Consider the following 15,383-nt stretch of genomic DNA (forward strand, 5'->3'; position numbering starts at 1 on the left):
ACCCACCCACCCTTTTCGACCTTCGGTCGCAGACCCGGCTCCGCCGGGGACGTTGGAACCGCCCTGGGCGGTCGCAGACCCGGCTCCGCCGGGACCGTTGGACACCGCCCTGACGCAATAGAGATTGATTACCGCAGGAGCCCTCGCTGGTAGATCCTGCTGCCGTGGAGAATCGCCTCCCGGCCGGGGGTCGGTGGATTATTCGATTGCTGACCGGCGGAGAATGCTGGGAGGGTTTCGGACATGAGTTCTCGGTTTGAAGACGGCGTTGACTATTCCTGGCTTGGGGATCCGATCAATGCGCGGGAGCTGTTCGGGACGGAGTCGCAGGCGTTGCTTGAGCTGTTGCGTGGTCTGGGGTCTGATGAGTGGGGCAACCTGGCGGTGCCGGGTTGGAGTGTGCATGATCTTGCCGTTCATGTTCTCGGGGACTATTACGGCCGACTCGGTGGCCGTGAACCCCGGGAGGGGCGGCAGGTGCGCGTTTTCAAGGCTGGGGAGACGCTGGAGGAATTCATTCATCGTAGTAATCAGGAATGGGTCGATCTGAACGTTGATGTCAGCTCGGCCACGATTGTCGAGGATCTGGAAGTGGCCGGTGCTCAGGTCGCCCGTCGGTTTCAGGAAGCCGATCTGCAGGCAGCTTCGATAGGAGTCTCCTGGGCGGGGGTTGATCCGGCGCCGATGTGGTTGGACTGTGCGCGGGAATTCACCGAGTTCTGGACCCACCGCCAGCAGATCCGGCATGCGACCGGCCGGGAGACCGACCTTGAGCCACGCGCCTTGTTCACGGTCCTGGACACCTTCATGCGGGCACTGCCTCACACACTGCGTGACACGATCGCTCCGATCGGGACCCAGATGCGGATGGTTGTGGATGGCCCAGGGGGTGGCACGTGGACTGCGACTGCCACCGCGGACCGTTGGTCTCTGGCCCCGGTGCCAGGCGGAAGCCTCGCCGCGACGGTGCGGCTGGACGCGGAGACCGCGTGGCGGCTGTGTACGCGCGGAATCGATCCCGACACCGCTATCGCTCGCGCACGCGTCCACGGTGACCGTCGGCTCGCCGAAGCCGCATGCCAGATCGTGTCCATCGTGTACTGAGGCAGAACTGAGGCAGAACTGAGGAACGGCTGAGGCACGAGCGGCCTTTTGTGCACGCCAGCCAGGGCTCGTGATGTGCTCGCCGCCTTGGCGCGTTCGGGAGAAACAACACCCAGAACGAGGCGGGAGGGAAACGGCGAGTGTCAGGGCGGTCAGGGTTGGAAGCGGTAGCCCATGCCGGGTTCGGTTAGGAGGTGTTTGGGGTGGGCTGGGTCGGGTTCTAGTTTTCTGCGGAGTTGGGCTAGGTACTGGCGGAGGTAGTGGCTTTCTTTTTGGTAGGTGGGGCCCCAGACGTCGGTTAGGAGTTGGCGTTGGCTGACGAGTTTGCCGGGGTTGCGGAGGAGGATTTCCAGGAGGTGCCATTCGGTGGGGGTCAGCCGGATGTTGCCGGAGATGGTTTTGTTGGTGAGGTCGATGGTGTGGGAGCCGAGTTGGATCACGGCGGATTCCGCGGTGGTGGTGGTTCGGCGGGTGACGGCGCGGATTCTGGCGAGGAGTTCGTCGATGCCGAAGGGCTTGGTCAGGTAGTCGTCGGCACCGGCGTCCAGAGCGCCAACTTTGTCGGCACTGCCGCCCCGGCCGGACAGGACGATGATGGGAACGTTGGTCCAGCCGCGTAGTCCGTGGATGACCTCGACGCCGTCCATGTCGGGAAGGCCGAGGTCGAGGACGATCAGGTCGGGGTGCCAGTCGGCGGCGTGCCGGAGAGCGCCGGCGCCGTCGGCGGCCACCGCCACCGCATAGTGGCGAGCCGCCAGATTGATCCGCAACGCCCGCAGCAACTGAGGTTCGTCGTCTACGACCAGGATTCTGGTCGGACGATGCTGCCCGCCCACACTGTCCATGAAGGTGAGGTTACGCTCCGAAGGTGCCGAGCGGGATTCCCGCTCCCCCTGCCCAGGATCGCCATTTGCCCTCGTGTGGCTATTTATCCGACTAAGGTGCTGATCGCGAACCTTGAGGAGGAGTTTATGAGCGAATATGCACCGACCTTCAGCCTGGTCGACAGCGACGGGGATGGCCTGATCTCGGCGGAGGAACTGGTCCGGCTGGCGGACCTGCTCGGGCAGCCGCTGGGCGAGGCCGGCGCCGAGGCGGTCATCGCCAAGGTGGACAGCGACGGCGACGGCCTGATCGACATCGAAGAATTCGGCGCCTGGCTCCAGTCCGCCCGCTGAGCCGGTTCCCTACTCCGAACCCGGTTCCAGTCCGCCCCTGAACCGGTTCCGCGCCAAACCTTGAGAAAACGCCTCCCGTCGTAACTCACCGACGGGAGGCTGTTTCGTTTTCAGGCGGTGATGTACACCTGGCTGAAGACCTTGGCGAGCTTGGTCAGGTCGTCGGTGCCAGGGGTGTAGATCGTGGTCAGGCGGCGCTGCAAGGGAGTGAGCTTCTCCAGCTGGCCCCAGGTGGTGGCGGGGAGGGTGTGGGTCGCCCCCTTGGTGTCCTGCCAGCGGGACCAGACGTTGACGGTGGCGGCGCCGTCCTCCAGGGGAAGCACGACCCGCTGGGCGGTGGCGGATTTGGCCTGGGCCTCGGTGAGGGGGCCGCTGGCGAGGCCGGCGTCTTCGGCGCCCACCTGGGCGAGGGTGTCCCAAGCACGGGCCCTGACCTGGATCCACTGGTTCCGCCGGGCCTCCTGAGCGGTGATCTTCCATTGGGCGTACCCGCCGGACAGACCGCTGTCCAGCGAGAGCTGATCGATCAGACCCGAGGTCAGCAGCGGCTCGATCACCGACGGGGAGAGCAGCGGGTACTGCTTGGCCATGGCCGCCTTGCATCCCGAGTGGCCACCGCAGGCGAACTCGGGCACCACCGTGTGCACGCCGAGCTTCTTCCCGGGCGCGACCGCGCGCAGCGCCGCCGACGCGGCGCCCACGAACTTGGTCAGCTCCGCGGCGTCAGTGAAGGTGTTGTTGTAACCGAGCTGCGAGGTGAACCGGATCCCCGCCACCCCGGGCTGCGCGGCGAGCGCGCCGATGCGCTTCACGGCGGCGGTGAACGCCTGGTCGCCGGCCTTCCAGTCGTCGGCCAGATCGGTGGTGAGCCAGACCCGGAGCCCGGCCTCGGTGGCGGTCTCCACCGCCTGCCCGGCGGGGGTCTGCGCGGCGGCGGCCACCTCGTCCGGCTCGACGGTGCAGGTGGACCCGGGCGGGTCGCATTCCGGCCCGTAGGAGACGTCGTTCTCGTCGAGGTCGGCCGGGCCGGGGTCGTTCTCGTCGTAGGCGTTGTCGTCCCCGCCGGAAGGACACGGCCCGCCGGGGCAGGTGACGTCGACCTGGACCCAGTTGCCGCCGTACGGCTGCGCGTCCTGAAGCGCGGCCGACCCGTCGCCCAGCCAGTGCATGGCGATCTGTAACGCCTCATCGGGTTTGGCCAGCCACCGGCAGACCACGTACGAGGGCGTACCGGCCGGAAGCTGGTCGTTGCAGGATTCCCCCGCGGAGTACGCGGCGGACCCGGGCAACCAGAACGAGATCGCCCCCGCGATCACACCAATGGTCACAATCCGCCGCAAACGCATCTTCACTCCCGAATGTTCGTGATCGCGTCCGAGGGTATCGAGATCATCCCGATCCAGCCAGGCCACTCAGGCCGCTGGTGCGCAATCCTCGCGCCGGATGGCGCTCCCCGAGCCCGAACCGGGGTTCCGGTTCGACCGAGCCGTCGAGCACGTCGGCAAGGTAGGCGGCCAGCGCGGGCCCGTGCTTGAACCCGTGACCGGAATCACCACCGATCACCCATTCGCCGTCCCGCACCTCCGCGATGATCCACTCCGCGTCGGGCGTCACCCCGTACTGGCAGACCTGGCTGAACAGCACGGGCGCGGCGGCCAGGGACGGGAACCGCCGGGCGAGGTAGTCGCGGGAGGCCGACTCACTGCCCGGGAGGACCTGGCGGCTGCCGGTGCGCGGGTCGTACGGATCGCCCTCCACGTCGCTGGTGGCCTTCAGGCCCATGCCGTCGAGGTCGCCGTGCCCGTAGACGGAGCTGCCGTACTCGCAGAAAGCCGGGGCCGAGGCCCACGCGCGCGGCACGTCGAAGTGCAGGGTGTCCTGCCGGGTCACGGTGACCGGCAGGTCGAACATGCCGGGCAGCCAGGCCCCGCAGGCCCACACCACCCGGTCGGCGCGCAGCAGCTCGCCGTCCGCCACCACCCCGCCCTCCGGATGGGGTATGGCTTCCGCCCGGATCAGCGTCACCCCGGCGTCCTGGGCGAGGCGCGCGGTGACCTGGGTGGCCCGGCGGGCGCGCAGCACCCCGGCATGGGGTTCGCGCAGCACGAAGGCCAGCCCGTCCGGCCGGAAGTCGGGGAAGAAGCGCCCGGCATCGGATGGCTCAAGCAGCTCAAAAGGAATGTCCAGATTTTTCAGGACCTGGGCGCTGGCGGTCTCCCAGGCGTGGTCCGTACCCGCGAACCACAGGATGCCGGTTTCCAGGAACAGGTCCTCACCCACCCGCTCCCCCAGCCGCCGCCAGCCGTCCCTGGCCTGCCAGGCCAGCCGCGCGTACCAGTCGTCGGCCCCGTGCGAGCAGCGGAGCAGGCGGGTCTCGCCGCCGCTGGCCTGCCGTACGTGGCCGGGGGCGTACTGCTCGATCAGCGTCACTCGCCACCCGGTCTCGGCCAGGCGCAGGGCCAGCGAGGACCCCCAGATCCCGGCGCCCACCACGATCGTCGATCTCATTGGGCCAGCGTGCCACAAGCCATAATCGAGACATGATGGCGGCCGAGTCGGCGCAGACACTGGAGCGCGGGTTGCGGCTCCTCCGGGTGCTGGCCGACCAGCAGCGCGGGCGCACGCCCACCGAGCTCGCCACCGAACTGGGGCTGAGCCGCCCGGTGGTGTACCGCCTGATCACCACCCTCCAGCAGGAGGGGTTCGCCAGGCGGGACGCGGACGGCAGGGTGCACCTGGGGTTCGGGGTGCTGGTGCTGGCCCAGGCGGTGCAGCCGCTGCTGCGGGCGGCGGCGCTGCCGGCGCTGCGGAAGCTGGCCGAGCGGGCGGGCGCGACCGCGCACCTGACCGTGGCCGAGGGCCCGGAGGGGCTGGCCATCGCGGTGGTGGAGCCGTCCTGGACGGATCTGCACGTGGCCTACCGGGAAGGCGCCCGGCACCCGCTGACCAGGGGCGCGGCCGGACTGGCCATCCTGGCCGCGCGGGAGGGCGGGGCGGCCGTGCAGGTGTCGGAGGGCCAGTTGCAGGAGGGCGCCAGAGGGGTCGCGGCGGCGATCACGCTGCCGTGGCTGGAGGCGTCGGTGGGAGTGGTCACCTTCGGGGCGCTGGATGTCGAGGCCACCGGGGAACTGGTGCTGGCGGCGGCCCGGGAGCTGGCCGACGCGCTGGCCGGCTGATTGACACACACCCGGCAATCAGTCAGTGTCGTACGTATAGAGGACAAAGGCGTCCGATATTCGTACATGGAGGAATCGATGCCGTACTACCAGCGGGTCGGGGAAGTGCCGCGGAAGCGGCACGTACGGTTCCACCGGCCGGACGGCGGGCTGTACGCCGAGGAGCTGATGGGCGAAGAGGGCTTCTCGTCGGATTCGTCGCTGCTCTACCACCGCTACCTGCCCACGGCGATCGTGAAGGCGGAGGCGGTCTCGGGGGGACGGACGGAGCTCGCGCCCAACCTGCCCCTGTCGCCGCGGCACTTCCGCACCCAGGACCTGGGTCCTGCCGGTGACCTGGTGTCGGGGCGGCGGCTGCTGGCGGGCAACAACGACGTCCGCATCGCGTACGCGGCCAGTGACCAGACCAGCGAGCTCTACCGGAACTCGATGGGCGACGAGTGCGTGTACGTCCAGTCCGGGGAGGGCGTGTTCGAGTCGACCTACGGCGCGCTGCGCGTCGGCACGGGCGACTACGTGGTGATCCCGACCGGGACGATCCACCGCTGGGTGCCCACGGGGACGATGACCGCGCTGGTGATCGAGGCCGCCGGGCACATCCGTCCGCCGAAACGGTACCTGTCCCAGTACGGGCAGTTCCTGGAGCACGCGCCGTACTGCGAGCGCGACCTGCGGGTCCCCGACGAGCCGCTGATCACGTCCGGGGAGGACGTGCCCGTGCTGGTCCGCACGCGGGGCGGGCTGACCCGGCTGACCTACCGGAACCACCCGTTCGACGTGGTCGGCTGGGACGGCTGCCTCTACCCGTACGCGTTCAACATCGACGACTTCGAGCCGATCGTGAAACGCACCCACGCCCCGCCGCCGGTGCACCAGACCTTCGAGGGCCCCGGGTTCGTGATCTGCTCGTTCTGTCCCCGGCCACTGGACTTCCATCCGGAGGCGGTGCCGATCCCGTACAACCACCACAACGTGGACTCCGACGAGTTCATGTTCTACGTCGGTGGCGACTACAGCGCGCGGGCCGGGTCGGGCATCGACGTGGGGTCCATCTCGCTGCACCCGGCCGGGTTCACGCACGGGCCACAGCCGGGGGCGGTGGAGGCGGTGATCGCGTCCGGGGCGACGGCCACCAGCGAACTGGCCGTCATGATCGACACGTTCCGGCCGCTGGACCTGGGCACCGCGGCGCTGGCCTGCGAGGACACCGGCTACGCGTGGACCTGGGCCCGGTAGATGTACGGGATCTTCAGCCGGCCCGGGGAGGCCGCCCGCGCCGGGTTCCGGGTCGGCAACGGGGTGATCGACCTGGCGGCGGCGCTCGGGGACGAGGTGTTCCGGTCGGGCAGCCTGAACGCGTTCATGGCGCTCGGGCGGGAGGCCTGGCAGGAGGCGTACCGGCGGATCAGGGCGCTGGACGTGGCGCGGATCCCGCTCGCGGAGGTGCGGACCCATCTGCCGTTCGAGGTGGCCGACTATGTGGACTTCTACGCCTCGCTGGAGCATGCGAGCAATCTGGGACGCATGTTCCGGCCGGAGGAGGAGCCGCTGAAGCCGAACTGGCGTCACCTGCCGGTCGGGTACCACGGGCGGGCGGGCACGGTGGTGGTGTCGGGCACCCCGATCCGCCGGCCGTACGGGCAGCGGCTGGTGGACGGAGTGCCGGAGTACCTGCCGACGGCCAAGCTGGACCTGGAGGCCGAACTGGGCTTCGTGGTCGGCGTGGGCACCGAGCCGGGACAGCCACCGGGGCCGTTCGAGGACCACGTGTTCGGGGTCACCCTGGTCAACGACTGGAGCGCGCGGGACATCCAGGCCTGGGAGTACGTGCCGCTCGGGCCGTTCCTGGGAAAGTCGTTCGCGACCTCGATCTCGGCCTGGATCACGCCGCTGGAGGCGCTGGAGCACCTGCGGGTGCCGGGGCGGGCGCAGGATCCCGAACCGCCCGGCTACCTGCGCAGGCACGCCCACTGGGGGCTTGACCTGCGGCTCCGGGTGGAGGTCAACGGGGAGACGGTGTCCCGTCCGCCGTACGGCGGGATGTACTGGACGCCGGACCAGATGCTCGCCCACATGACCGCGAACGGCGCCACACTCCGCACGGGGGATCTGTTCGCCAGCGGTACGGTCTCCGGGCCGGGCGATCCCGGATCCCTTATCGAGATCACCTGGAACGGCGCCAAACCCCTGCCGAACGGGCAGACCTTCCTCAACGACGGCGACACCGTCACGATCAGCGCGGGCCCCGCCCTCGGGGAGGTCACGGGGACGATCATCTAGGTCACGGTACGCTCACGACCGACTACGCTATGTGTCATGCGCCGCTTGGCCTGCCTGCTGACCGTTCTCCTGCCGGTGGCCGGATGCACCTCGGTGACCGCGAGCACCGAGGCCCGGCCACCGGTCATCACCATCTCCCCCAAACCCGACGAGACCACGGCCAACCCCGACCGCGGCCTGACCGTCCGGGTCCGGAACGGGACTCTGACCAGCGTGAGCGCGTTCGCGGCGCAGCAACCGGTAGTGGGGTCATACAACCCGGCCCACACGATCTGGACCTCCGACTGGACCCTGATCCCCGCGACGGTGTACGTGGTGAACGCCACCGCGACCGGCGCCGGCGGCCTGGTCACCCGGACGGCCGCGCGGTTCCGCACGCTCCGGCCGTCCCATCCGCCCGGCGCGGTCGTGATCAGTCCCCGCCCCAAGGAGACCGTCGGCGTCGGCATGCCGATCATCGTCGACTTCGGCACCCCCATCGTGGACCGGGTCGCGGTGGAACGCGCCCTGGAGGTGCGCACGGACACCCCCGTGGAGGGCGCCTGGCGCTGGTTCAGCCCCACCCAGGTCGTGTACCGGCCGCGCACGTTCTGGGCGCCCCGCCAGCGGGTGGTCTTCACCGCGCACCTGGCCGGCATCCGGCTGGCCCCGGGCACGTACGGCACCGCGGACCGCACGGTGGAGTTCACCATCGGCCGGAAGATGGTCAGCACGGTGGACACGATCACCCACCGCATGGTGGTCCGGCGCCACGGCCGGATCGTGCAGCGTATGGCGATCAGCGCCGGTAAGGCCACGACCAGGGAGTACACCACGACCAGCGGCGTCCACCTGACCATGGACAAGGGCAATCCGGTGCGCATGCTCTCCCCTGGCCGGATGCCGGGCGAGCCGGGCTACTACGACCTACTGATCAACTACGCGGTCCGCATCTCCAACAGCGGGGAGTACGTGCACGCGCTGAACAACCTCTGGGCCCAGGGGCGGCGGAACGTCAGCCACGGCTGCGTCAACGCCCGGCCGGACCAGGCCGCCTGGTTCTACACCAACGCGCTCCGCGGCGACCCCGTGGTGATCACCGGCACCGAGCGTACGCTGGAGCCGGAGAACGGTTGGGGCTACTGGCAGCTGCCTTGGGCGGAATGGCGGAAAGGAAGCGCGTTGTCCGGCGCTGCACCTTATTACTGACATGTAACGTAAAAGTGGAACCCCTAAGAGTTGGGGTCCGTTGAACGCTATGGAGGGCGGGCAATGGACTCGTGGATCATCTGGCTGATACTCGCGGCGGCACTGGGCGTCGCGGAGATCTTCACGCTGACCGCCGCGCTGGGCATCATCTCGGTCGCGGCCCTGCTCACCGCTGGCGTGGCAGCCGTAGGGTTGCCACCCGGCCTGCAACTCCTCGTCTTCGTGCTGGCGTCCGGCGCCGGCCTGGTGGGAATCCGCCCGATCGCGCGGCGGCACCTCCAGCAGCCCCCGTCCCGGCGTTTCGGCGTCTCGGCCCTGGTCGGCAAATCCGCGTACGTGACCCGGGAGGTCACCGGCCGGGACGGCCGGGTTCGCATCGGCGGGGAAGAATGGTCCGCACGGGCGTATGACGAATCACTGGTCATCCCCGTCGGCGCCACCGTAGACGTCTTCGAGATCGAAGGAGCCACCGCGCTCGTCTATCCCCGGGAGTGACCATGGATGCCGCTCTGTTCGTCCTGATCGTCGTTGTGCTGTTCGCGGTCCTCACCGTGTTCCGGACCTTGCGCATCGTCCCGCAGGCGCGGGCCGCCAACGTCGAACGCCTCGGCCGTTACCATCGCACCCTGGAACCGGGGCTGAACTTCGTCATTCCGTACATCGACCGGGTGCGTCCGCTGATCGACCTGCGCGAGCAGGTGGTCTCCTTCAAGCCGCAGCCGGTGATCACCGAGGACAACCTCGTGGTGGACATCGACACGGTGCTCTACTTCCAGGTCACCGATCCTCGGGCGGCCTCCTACGAGATCGCCAACTTCATTCAGGGCGTGGAGCAACTGACCGTGACCACGCTGCGGAACGTGGTCGGTGGTATGGATCTGGAGAAGACGCTCACCTCGCGGGACACCATCAACAGCCAGCTGCGGGGCGTGCTGGATGAGGCGACCGGGAAGTGGGGGATCCGGGTCAACCGCGTGGAGATCAAGGCCATTGACCCGCCGCGCACCATCAAAGAGGCGATGGAGAAGCAGATGCGGGCCGAGCGGGACAAGCGGGCCGCCATCCTCAACGCCGAAGGCACCCGGCAGTCGCAGATCCTCACCGCCGAGGGTGAGAAGCAGAGTGCGATCCTGCGGGCGGAGGGTGAGCGTACCGCTCAGATCCTGCGGGCGGAGGGTCAGTCGCAGGCCATCGACGAGGTGTTCCAGGCCGTTCACCGCAACGACCCCGACCCGAAGCTGCTCGCCTACCAGTACCTTCAGATGCTTCCGCAGCTCGCCCAGGGTCCCGGCAACACCTTCTGGGTGATCCCGAGCGAGGTCACCTCAGCCCTCCAGGGCGTCTCCAAGGCCTTCACCGAGGCCCTCCCGCCGTCGGCCGCCACCCGCCAGAAGGAGACCGACACCGCCGGAATCGAGGCGGTGGCGGAGGCGGAACGCGCAGCCGAAGAGGCCAAGGCCGAAGCCGAAGACCACGGACCCCGCTCAATCGAGGCCGCCAGCCCCCTACCCGACGCCCTGCACAACCTCACCCAGGAACCCCAGCCCCACCCCAACCACCGGGACACCTGACCGGTCCGCCCAGCCTGGCGGGTGGGATAACCACCCGCCAGGCTGGTTCGGACGCCGGAACTCATGAGGATTCCGGACTCTGATTCGCGCGTGCCGCCGCGACGACCTCCCGGATCGCGTCCAGTACCAGGCGCGGCTCCGCGTACTGCACGTAGTGTTCGGGTGAGTTCGCCACCACCAGGCGGCCCCTTGTGGAGAGGGCGGCGAGGTCGCGGTAGTGGCCCAGCGCCCGGTCGGGTTGCCGGGCGGCGGCGATTACGATCACCGGCAGGTTTCCCCATGCTCCTGGGCGTACGGTCGCCCGTACTTCGGCCGCGCTGTCGAGGGACGCCCAGCCTTCGGCGCGGGCGGCTGCCATGGAGCATGAGCCGTACACGATCGGGGCGGCTTTCCTGGCCTGTTCCGGCGCTCCCGAAGGCGTGACCGCGTCGCCGAGCAGCCGGACCAGGCCGAGCCTCGCGGCGACCTGATAGAGCGTGAACTGGGCGGCGAGGAACGGCCTGGCCGCGCCGAGTTCCTCGGTTCCGGTTTCGTCCATGACGTCCACAAGCACCAGCCCGGCAGCCTCTTCCGGCCAGGCCGCCGCGAACAGCCGCACGATCGCTCCACCGTAGGAGTGCCCGACCAGGACGTACGGCCCGGCCTCCCCGGCGGCCGTGAGCAGCGCGCGTAACTCCCGCGCGGCACGCCCCGCGGTCCGCGGCCCCGGGCCGTCCTCGCTCCACGCGTATCCAGCCTCGTCATAGCTGCACACCCGTCCGTGCTGAGCGAGCTGGGACTGCACACCGGCCCAACTCGCACTCGACTCCCCAAGCCCCGCCTCCAGCACGACCGTCGGCCCACCCTGCCCCGAGCACCTTCCCCCTGACTAGACGAAGGTTGACAGGTGACTTTCAGCCGGGATTCATCGGGTTCCTAAGCGCCTGCTCTGAGATGGGTTCCGCCGGAACCCCCCGGCCCTTTCCATCCGGAGTCCGACCCGTGCATGCATATCTTCGGAGTCTCGCCGCTCTGGCCGTCATCCTCGCTGCCACCGCCTGCGGGGGAGAGGCGGCCGGCCCGACCAGCGCACAAGCCACGCCGTCGGGTGACCAGCGCGCGGCGTTCACCGAATGTCTGCGCGAGCAGGGTGTGACCATGCCCAGTGGGCGACCGGAGGCTCGGCCGAGTGGTTCCCCGTTCCCGAGGCCGAGCGGGGGGCAGGGGGGTTTCGGCGCCATGAACCCCGAGATGCAGAAGGCCATGGAGGCGTGCCGGTCGCTCATGCCGTCCGGCGGGCCGCAGCGCGGGGGCGGCTTCGACCAGTCCGCGATGAACGCCTTCCGTACCTGCATGAAGGACAACGGCGTCGAGGACGTTCGCGGCTTCAACGACCTCGACCAGAACGACCCGAAGATCGCCAAGGCCCTGGAGAAGTGCCGCCCGCTGCTTCCGACTCGGCCGTCGGCGGCGCCTTCGGCGTGATCGCATCTGGCCTTGGTGAAGTCCCGGCAAAGTTGCCGGAGGCATCGCGTTGCGCCCGGTCTTCTCAGGGAAGGTCGGGGCTATGGCCGATGGGCTGCTCTCGGCTCTGCGGCAGCTGCGGAGCCGGCTCGATCACGACCTGTTCCCGTTGGCGATCGGGGATGTGGCGGCGGACCGTCGCGCCCTGAAGGAGCTGATCGGCCAGCTGGACGACTACCTGCTGCCGAGGCTCGCGGCGATCGACGCGCCGCTGCTCGCGGTGGTCGGAGGTTCGACGGGGGCGGGTAAGTCGACGCTGGTCAACTCGCTCGTGGGCGCGAACGTCACCAAGACGGGAGTGCTCCGCCCGACGACCCTGGCCCCGACCCTGGTGGCCAACCCGGCCGACGGTCCCTGGTTCACCGCCACCGAAGTGCTCCCCGGCCTGCCCAGGGTCACCGGACGGGGTCCCGGGGAACCGGGCACGTTGAAGATCGTGCAGACTCCGGAGTTGCCCGAGGGGCTGGCCCTGCTGGACGCCCCCGACATCGACTCGGTGGTCACCGCCAACCGCGAGCTCGCCGCCCAGCTGCTGGCCGCCGCCGACCTCTGGCTGTTCGTCACCACCGCCGCCAGGTACGCCGACGAGGTCCCGTGGGGCTTCCTCCGTACGGCCAGGGAGCGCAGCACCGCCCTGGGGATCATCCTCCAGCGCGTGCCGGCGGAGGCCCTCGACCCGGTCACCAAGGACCTGAGCCGCCTGCTCAGGGAGAACGACCTGGCCGATTCGCCGCTGTTCGTCATCCCCGAACTCCAGCTCCCGCAGGAGCACGCCCGCCTCCCGGAACCCAACGTCCGCAAGATCAAGGATTGGCTCACCAGCCTGTCCGCCGACGCCAAGGCCAGAGCCGAGGTGGTCCGCCAGACCCTCTCGGGGGCCCTGGACAGCCTGGCCGTCCGCGTCCCCGCCCTGGCCGAGGCGGCGGACCGGCAGCGCCTGGGCGTCGGCGAGCTGCGCGGCATGGCCGAACGCAGCTACGACGTCGGCATGTCCGGCTTCGACGAGGGCATGCGGGACGGCTCACTGCTCCGCGGCGAGGTGCTGGCCCGCTGGCAGGACTTCATCGGCACCGGCGACCTGATGCGCTCCCTGGAGTCGCGGATCGGCTGGCTGCGAGACCGCCTCACCGCCATCGTCACCGGCAGGCCCGCGCCTGACCGCCGCCTGGAGGTGGCCCTGGAGAGCGGCGTGGAGTCCCTCATCCGGGCCACCGCCGACGGCTCGGCGGAACGTGCCCTCGAATCCTGGCTGGCCACTCCCTCCGGACGCGACCTGCTGGAGAGGGCCGGGGTGGCGACCGCGGGACGGCTCGGCCGCGCCACGCCGGAGCTGCCCGCCCGGGCCATCACCACCGTCCGCGAGTGGCAGGGCTATGTGCTGGACCTGGTGCGCTCCGAGGGCGCCGACAAGCGCAACGTGGCACGTGCCGCCTCGTTCGGGGTCAACAGCCTCGGCCTGCTGGTCATGTTCGGGGTGTTCGCCTCCACCGGCGGGGTGACCGGCGTCGAGCTCGGCATCGCGGGCGGCACCAGCGTGCTCAGCCAGAAGCTGCTGGAGGCGATCTTCGGCGACCAGGCGGTACGCAACCTCACCGACCAGGCCCGGGGTGATCTGCGAGCCCGGGTGCGGGCGCTGCTGGACATCGAGCAGGCCCGGTTCACCGCGCTTCTGGACGATCTGGAGGTCCCGGACTCGGCCGCCCTGCGGGAGGCGGCGCAGGCCGTAGAGGAGCTGAAGCGGGAGCTGCCGGCGTGAGGATACTGCGGCGGGACGGTGAGGTGCCGCTGGAGCAGCGGCTGGCCGCGCTGGAGGCGGCGGCCGGGCTGGCCGAGGGGCGGCTGGCCGAGGGCGCGGTCGAGCAGGCCCGCGGGGTGGTCGCCCAGGCGGGCATCCGGGGAAGCCTGTCGGTGGATCACACCGTGGTCGCGCTGGCCGGTGCGACGGGCAGTGGCAAGTCGTCGCTGTTCAACGCGTTGGCCGGGAGCGGGGTGGCGACCGTGGGGGTGACCAGGCCGACGACCGCCAAGGCACAGGCGGCGCTCTGGAGTCCTGAAGGTTCCGGACCGCTGCTGGACTGGCTGGACGTGCCGAACCGGCACAGCATGGGCAGCGGCGAGAACCCGCTCTCCGGGCTGATCCTGGTGGACCTGCCCGATCACGACTCGATCGAGTACTCGCACCGCCTGGAGGTGGACCGGCTGGTCGCGGTGGTGGATCTGCTGGTCTGGGTGCTGGATCCGCAGAAGTACGCCGACGCCGCCGTACACGAAGGCTACCTGCGGGCACTGGCCCGCCACCGGGACGTCACCGTGGTGGTCCTCAACCAGGTCGACCGGCTGCCCGAGGAGGCGGTACGGCGCTGCCTGGCCGACCTGGACCGTTTGCTGATCGAGGACGGTCTGGACGGGGTGCCCGTGGTGGCCGCCTCGGCCCGGACCGGGCAGGGTCTGACCGAGCTGCGCGGCCAGCTCATCGGGAAGGTGAGCCGCCGTCGCGCCTGGGCCTCCCGGCTCGCCGCCGACGTGGGCACCGCCGCCGACACGCTGCACTCCGCCGCCGGTCTGGGGGAGGCCGGGCCGCACACGGCGCCTCCGGACCGGCTGGCCGGGCCGCTGTCCGCCGCGCTCGCCGAGGCCGCCGGGGTGCCGCTGGTGGTGGGCGCGGTGGCCAAGGCCCACCGGCACCGCGCGGTGGTGGCCACCGGATGGCCGGTCACCCGATGGCTCCGCCGCCTCCGCCCGGACCCACTCCGCCGCCTGCGCGTCTCCAGCGGGAAGGATCTCGGCCGTACGTCGCTGCCCGCGCCCACCGCGATCCAGCGTTCCCGTCTGGACACCGCCATCCGAGAGACCGGTATAGCGGTCGCCACCGGCGTCCCTGAGCCGTGGGCCGCTACGATCCGGCTGGCTGCCCGCGCCCACATGGACGAACTCGCCGACGAACTCGACCGCGCGGTGGCCACCACCTCCTTCGGCGCCGCCCGACGGCCGCGCTGGTGGACGGTCTTCGGGCTGCTCCAGTGGCTGCTGATCGGTGCGATCGCCGTGGGCGCCCTCTGGCTGCTGGCCCTGTTCATCCTCAGCTACCTGCGCCTTCCCGACGGCGAGCCGCCGACCGTCGGGATGATCCCGTGGCCGACGACTCTCCTGATCGGCGGCGGCGTCCTCGGCGTGTTCCTGGCCCTGCTCTCCCGCCTCTTCGCCTGGCTGGGCGGGCACCGCCGCGCCCGAAAAGCGGCCAAAGCCCTGCAAGCAAGCGTGTCAGACGTCGGCCAACGCCTGGTCCTGTCCCCAGCGGGGGCAGAGCTCCACCGCTTCCAGGCTTTCGCTGAAATCCTGGAAAAGGCCCGGTAATTCCGCCGCTTGCCACCGGAAGGTAGCGG

15 protein-coding genes are annotated in these 15,383 nt (G+C 70.0%); 11 read left to right on the top strand and 4 right to left on the bottom strand.

Annotated features, from left to right (window positions below; genetic code table 11):
- Nucleotides 1–243 precede the first annotated feature (243 nt).
- Nucleotides 244–1,104, top strand: coding sequence for a maleylpyruvate isomerase family mycothiol-dependent enzyme (locus KIP79_RS40000; RefSeq protein WP_214110240.1), 861 nt, complete (start codon nt 244–246; stop codon nt 1,102–1,104).
- Between the two features lie 152 nt (nt 1,105–1,256).
- Here the strand turns inward: KIP79_RS40000 and KIP79_RS40005 are convergent, their stop codons facing one another.
- Nucleotides 1,257–1,949, bottom strand: a complete 693-nt coding sequence (locus tag KIP79_RS40005) for a response regulator (protein WP_214110241.1) — start codon at nt 1,947–1,949, stop codon at nt 1,257–1,259.
- A gap of 126 nt (nt 1,950–2,075) precedes the next feature.
- Here KIP79_RS40005 and KIP79_RS40010 point away from each other — a divergent pair, with 126 nt between their 5' ends.
- The gene (locus KIP79_RS40010) at nt 2,076–2,282 is read left to right on the top strand and encodes an EF-hand domain-containing protein (RefSeq protein WP_214110242.1); all 207 of its coding nucleotides are present in this window, start codon (nt 2,076–2,078) and stop codon (nt 2,280–2,282) included.
- A 110-nt stretch (nt 2,283–2,392) separates the two neighbouring features.
- On the opposite strand, the gene KIP79_RS40015 is transcribed toward KIP79_RS40010, so the two are convergent.
- Together KIP79_RS40015 and KIP79_RS40020 are read right to left on the bottom strand one after the other, a co-directional pair.
- Nucleotides 2,393–3,628, bottom strand: a complete 1,236-nt coding sequence (locus KIP79_RS40015; protein ID WP_214110243.1) for a hypothetical protein — start codon at nt 3,626–3,628, stop codon at nt 2,393–2,395.
- Nucleotides 3,629–3,671: 43 nt separating this feature from the next.
- Nucleotides 3,672–4,790 carry an NAD(P)/FAD-dependent oxidoreductase gene (locus tag KIP79_RS40020; protein ID WP_214110244.1) on the bottom strand — a complete coding sequence of 373 codons (1,119 nt, stop codon included), beginning with the start codon at nt 4,788–4,790 and terminating at the stop codon, nt 3,672–3,674.
- Nucleotides 4,791–4,822: 32 nt separating this feature from the next.
- Here KIP79_RS40020 and KIP79_RS40025 point away from each other — a divergent pair, with 32 nt between their 5' ends.
- From KIP79_RS40025 to KIP79_RS40050, 6 genes are all read left to right on the top strand, one after another.
- Complete coding sequence (locus KIP79_RS40025) at nt 4,823–5,458, top strand: helix-turn-helix domain-containing protein (RefSeq protein ID WP_250214621.1); 636 nt, start codon at nt 4,823–4,825, stop codon at nt 5,456–5,458.
- 78 nt (nt 5,459–5,536) lie between these two features.
- On the top strand, nt 5,537–6,694 hold the full coding sequence (locus tag KIP79_RS40030) for a homogentisate 1,2-dioxygenase (protein ID WP_214110280.1): 1,158 nt from the start codon (nt 5,537–5,539) through the stop codon (nt 6,692–6,694).
- Complete coding sequence (locus KIP79_RS40035; protein WP_214110245.1) at nt 6,695–7,738, top strand: fumarylacetoacetate hydrolase family protein; 1,044 nt, start codon at nt 6,695–6,697, stop codon at nt 7,736–7,738. It begins immediately after the preceding gene.
- A 36-nt stretch (nt 7,739–7,774) separates the two neighbouring features.
- Nucleotides 7,775–8,926: a L,D-transpeptidase gene (locus KIP79_RS40040; RefSeq protein ID WP_214110246.1), complete on the top strand. Its 1,152-nt coding sequence runs from the start codon at nt 7,775–7,777 to the stop codon at nt 8,924–8,926.
- 63 nt (nt 8,927–8,989) lie between these two features.
- Nucleotides 8,990–9,421, top strand: a complete 432-nt coding sequence (locus KIP79_RS40045; protein WP_214110247.1) for an NfeD family protein — start codon at nt 8,990–8,992, stop codon at nt 9,419–9,421.
- A gap of 2 nt (nt 9,422–9,423) precedes the next feature.
- Entirely contained in the window at nt 9,424–10,497 is a 1,074-nt protein-coding gene (locus KIP79_RS40050; protein WP_214110248.1) for an SPFH domain-containing protein, read from the top strand.
- 61 nt (nt 10,498–10,558) lie between these two features.
- On the opposite strand, the gene KIP79_RS40055 is transcribed toward KIP79_RS40050, so the two are convergent.
- Nucleotides 10,559–11,326: an alpha/beta fold hydrolase gene (locus tag KIP79_RS40055; RefSeq protein ID WP_214110249.1), complete on the bottom strand. Its 768-nt coding sequence runs from the start codon at nt 11,324–11,326 to the stop codon at nt 10,559–10,561.
- A 152-nt stretch (nt 11,327–11,478) separates the two neighbouring features.
- On the opposite strand from KIP79_RS40055, the gene KIP79_RS40060 reads away from it, so the two are divergent.
- The 3 genes from KIP79_RS40060 to KIP79_RS40070 all read left to right on the top strand — a co-directional run bounded on the left by KIP79_RS40060 (nt 11,479) and on the right by KIP79_RS40070 (nt 15,354).
- On the top strand, nt 11,479–11,961 hold the full coding sequence (locus tag KIP79_RS40060) for a hypothetical protein (protein WP_214110250.1): 483 nt from the start codon (nt 11,479–11,481) through the stop codon (nt 11,959–11,961).
- Between the two features lie 82 nt (nt 11,962–12,043).
- On the top strand, nt 12,044–13,756 hold the full coding sequence (locus KIP79_RS40065; RefSeq protein WP_214110251.1) for a GTPase family protein: 1,713 nt from the start codon (nt 12,044–12,046) through the stop codon (nt 13,754–13,756).
- The gene (locus KIP79_RS40070; RefSeq protein WP_214110252.1) at nt 13,753–15,354 is read left to right on the top strand and encodes a GTPase family protein; all 1,602 of its coding nucleotides are present in this window, start codon (nt 13,753–13,755) and stop codon (nt 15,352–15,354) included. The genes KIP79_RS40065 and KIP79_RS40070 overlap by 4 nt, the downstream gene beginning before the upstream one ends.
- Nucleotides 15,355–15,383: the final 29 nt, after the last annotated feature.

Origin of the sequence: Acrocarpospora catenulata, from assembly GCF_018476525.1 — a bacterium.
GTDB lineage: Bacteria > Actinomycetota > Actinomycetes > Streptosporangiales > Streptosporangiaceae > Acrocarpospora > Acrocarpospora catenulata.

Excerpts from the sequence above, each read along its gene's own strand:
- KIP79_RS40000 (WP_214110240.1), top strand. The coding sequence starts at position 244 with ATGAGTTCTCGGTTTGAAGACGGCGTTGACTATTCCTGGCTTGGGGAT.
- KIP79_RS40005 (WP_214110241.1), bottom strand. The coding sequence starts at position 1,949 with ATGGACAGTGTGGGCGGGCAGCATCGTCCGACCAGAATCCTGGTCGTA.
- KIP79_RS40010 (WP_214110242.1), top strand. The coding sequence starts at position 2,076 with ATGAGCGAATATGCACCGACCTTCAGCCTGGTCGACAGCGACGGGGAT.
- KIP79_RS40015 (WP_214110243.1), bottom strand. The coding sequence starts at position 3,628 with ATGCGTTTGCGGCGGATTGTGACCATTGGTGTGATCGCGGGGGCGATC.
- KIP79_RS40020 (WP_214110244.1), bottom strand. The coding sequence starts at position 4,790 with ATGAGATCGACGATCGTGGTGGGCGCCGGGATCTGGGGGTCCTCGCTG.
- KIP79_RS40025 (WP_250214621.1), top strand. The coding sequence starts at position 4,823 with ATGATGGCGGCCGAGTCGGCGCAGACACTGGAGCGCGGGTTGCGGCTC.
- KIP79_RS40030 (WP_214110280.1), top strand. The coding sequence starts at position 5,537 with ATGCCGTACTACCAGCGGGTCGGGGAAGTGCCGCGGAAGCGGCACGTA.
- KIP79_RS40035 (WP_214110245.1), top strand. The coding sequence starts at position 6,695 with ATGTACGGGATCTTCAGCCGGCCCGGGGAGGCCGCCCGCGCCGGGTTC.
- KIP79_RS40040 (WP_214110246.1), top strand. The coding sequence starts at position 7,775 with ATGCGCCGCTTGGCCTGCCTGCTGACCGTTCTCCTGCCGGTGGCCGGA.
- KIP79_RS40045 (WP_214110247.1), top strand. The coding sequence starts at position 8,990 with ATGGACTCGTGGATCATCTGGCTGATACTCGCGGCGGCACTGGGCGTC.
- KIP79_RS40050 (WP_214110248.1), top strand. The coding sequence starts at position 9,424 with ATGGATGCCGCTCTGTTCGTCCTGATCGTCGTTGTGCTGTTCGCGGTC.
- KIP79_RS40065 (WP_214110251.1), top strand. The coding sequence starts at position 12,044 with ATGGCCGATGGGCTGCTCTCGGCTCTGCGGCAGCTGCGGAGCCGGCTC.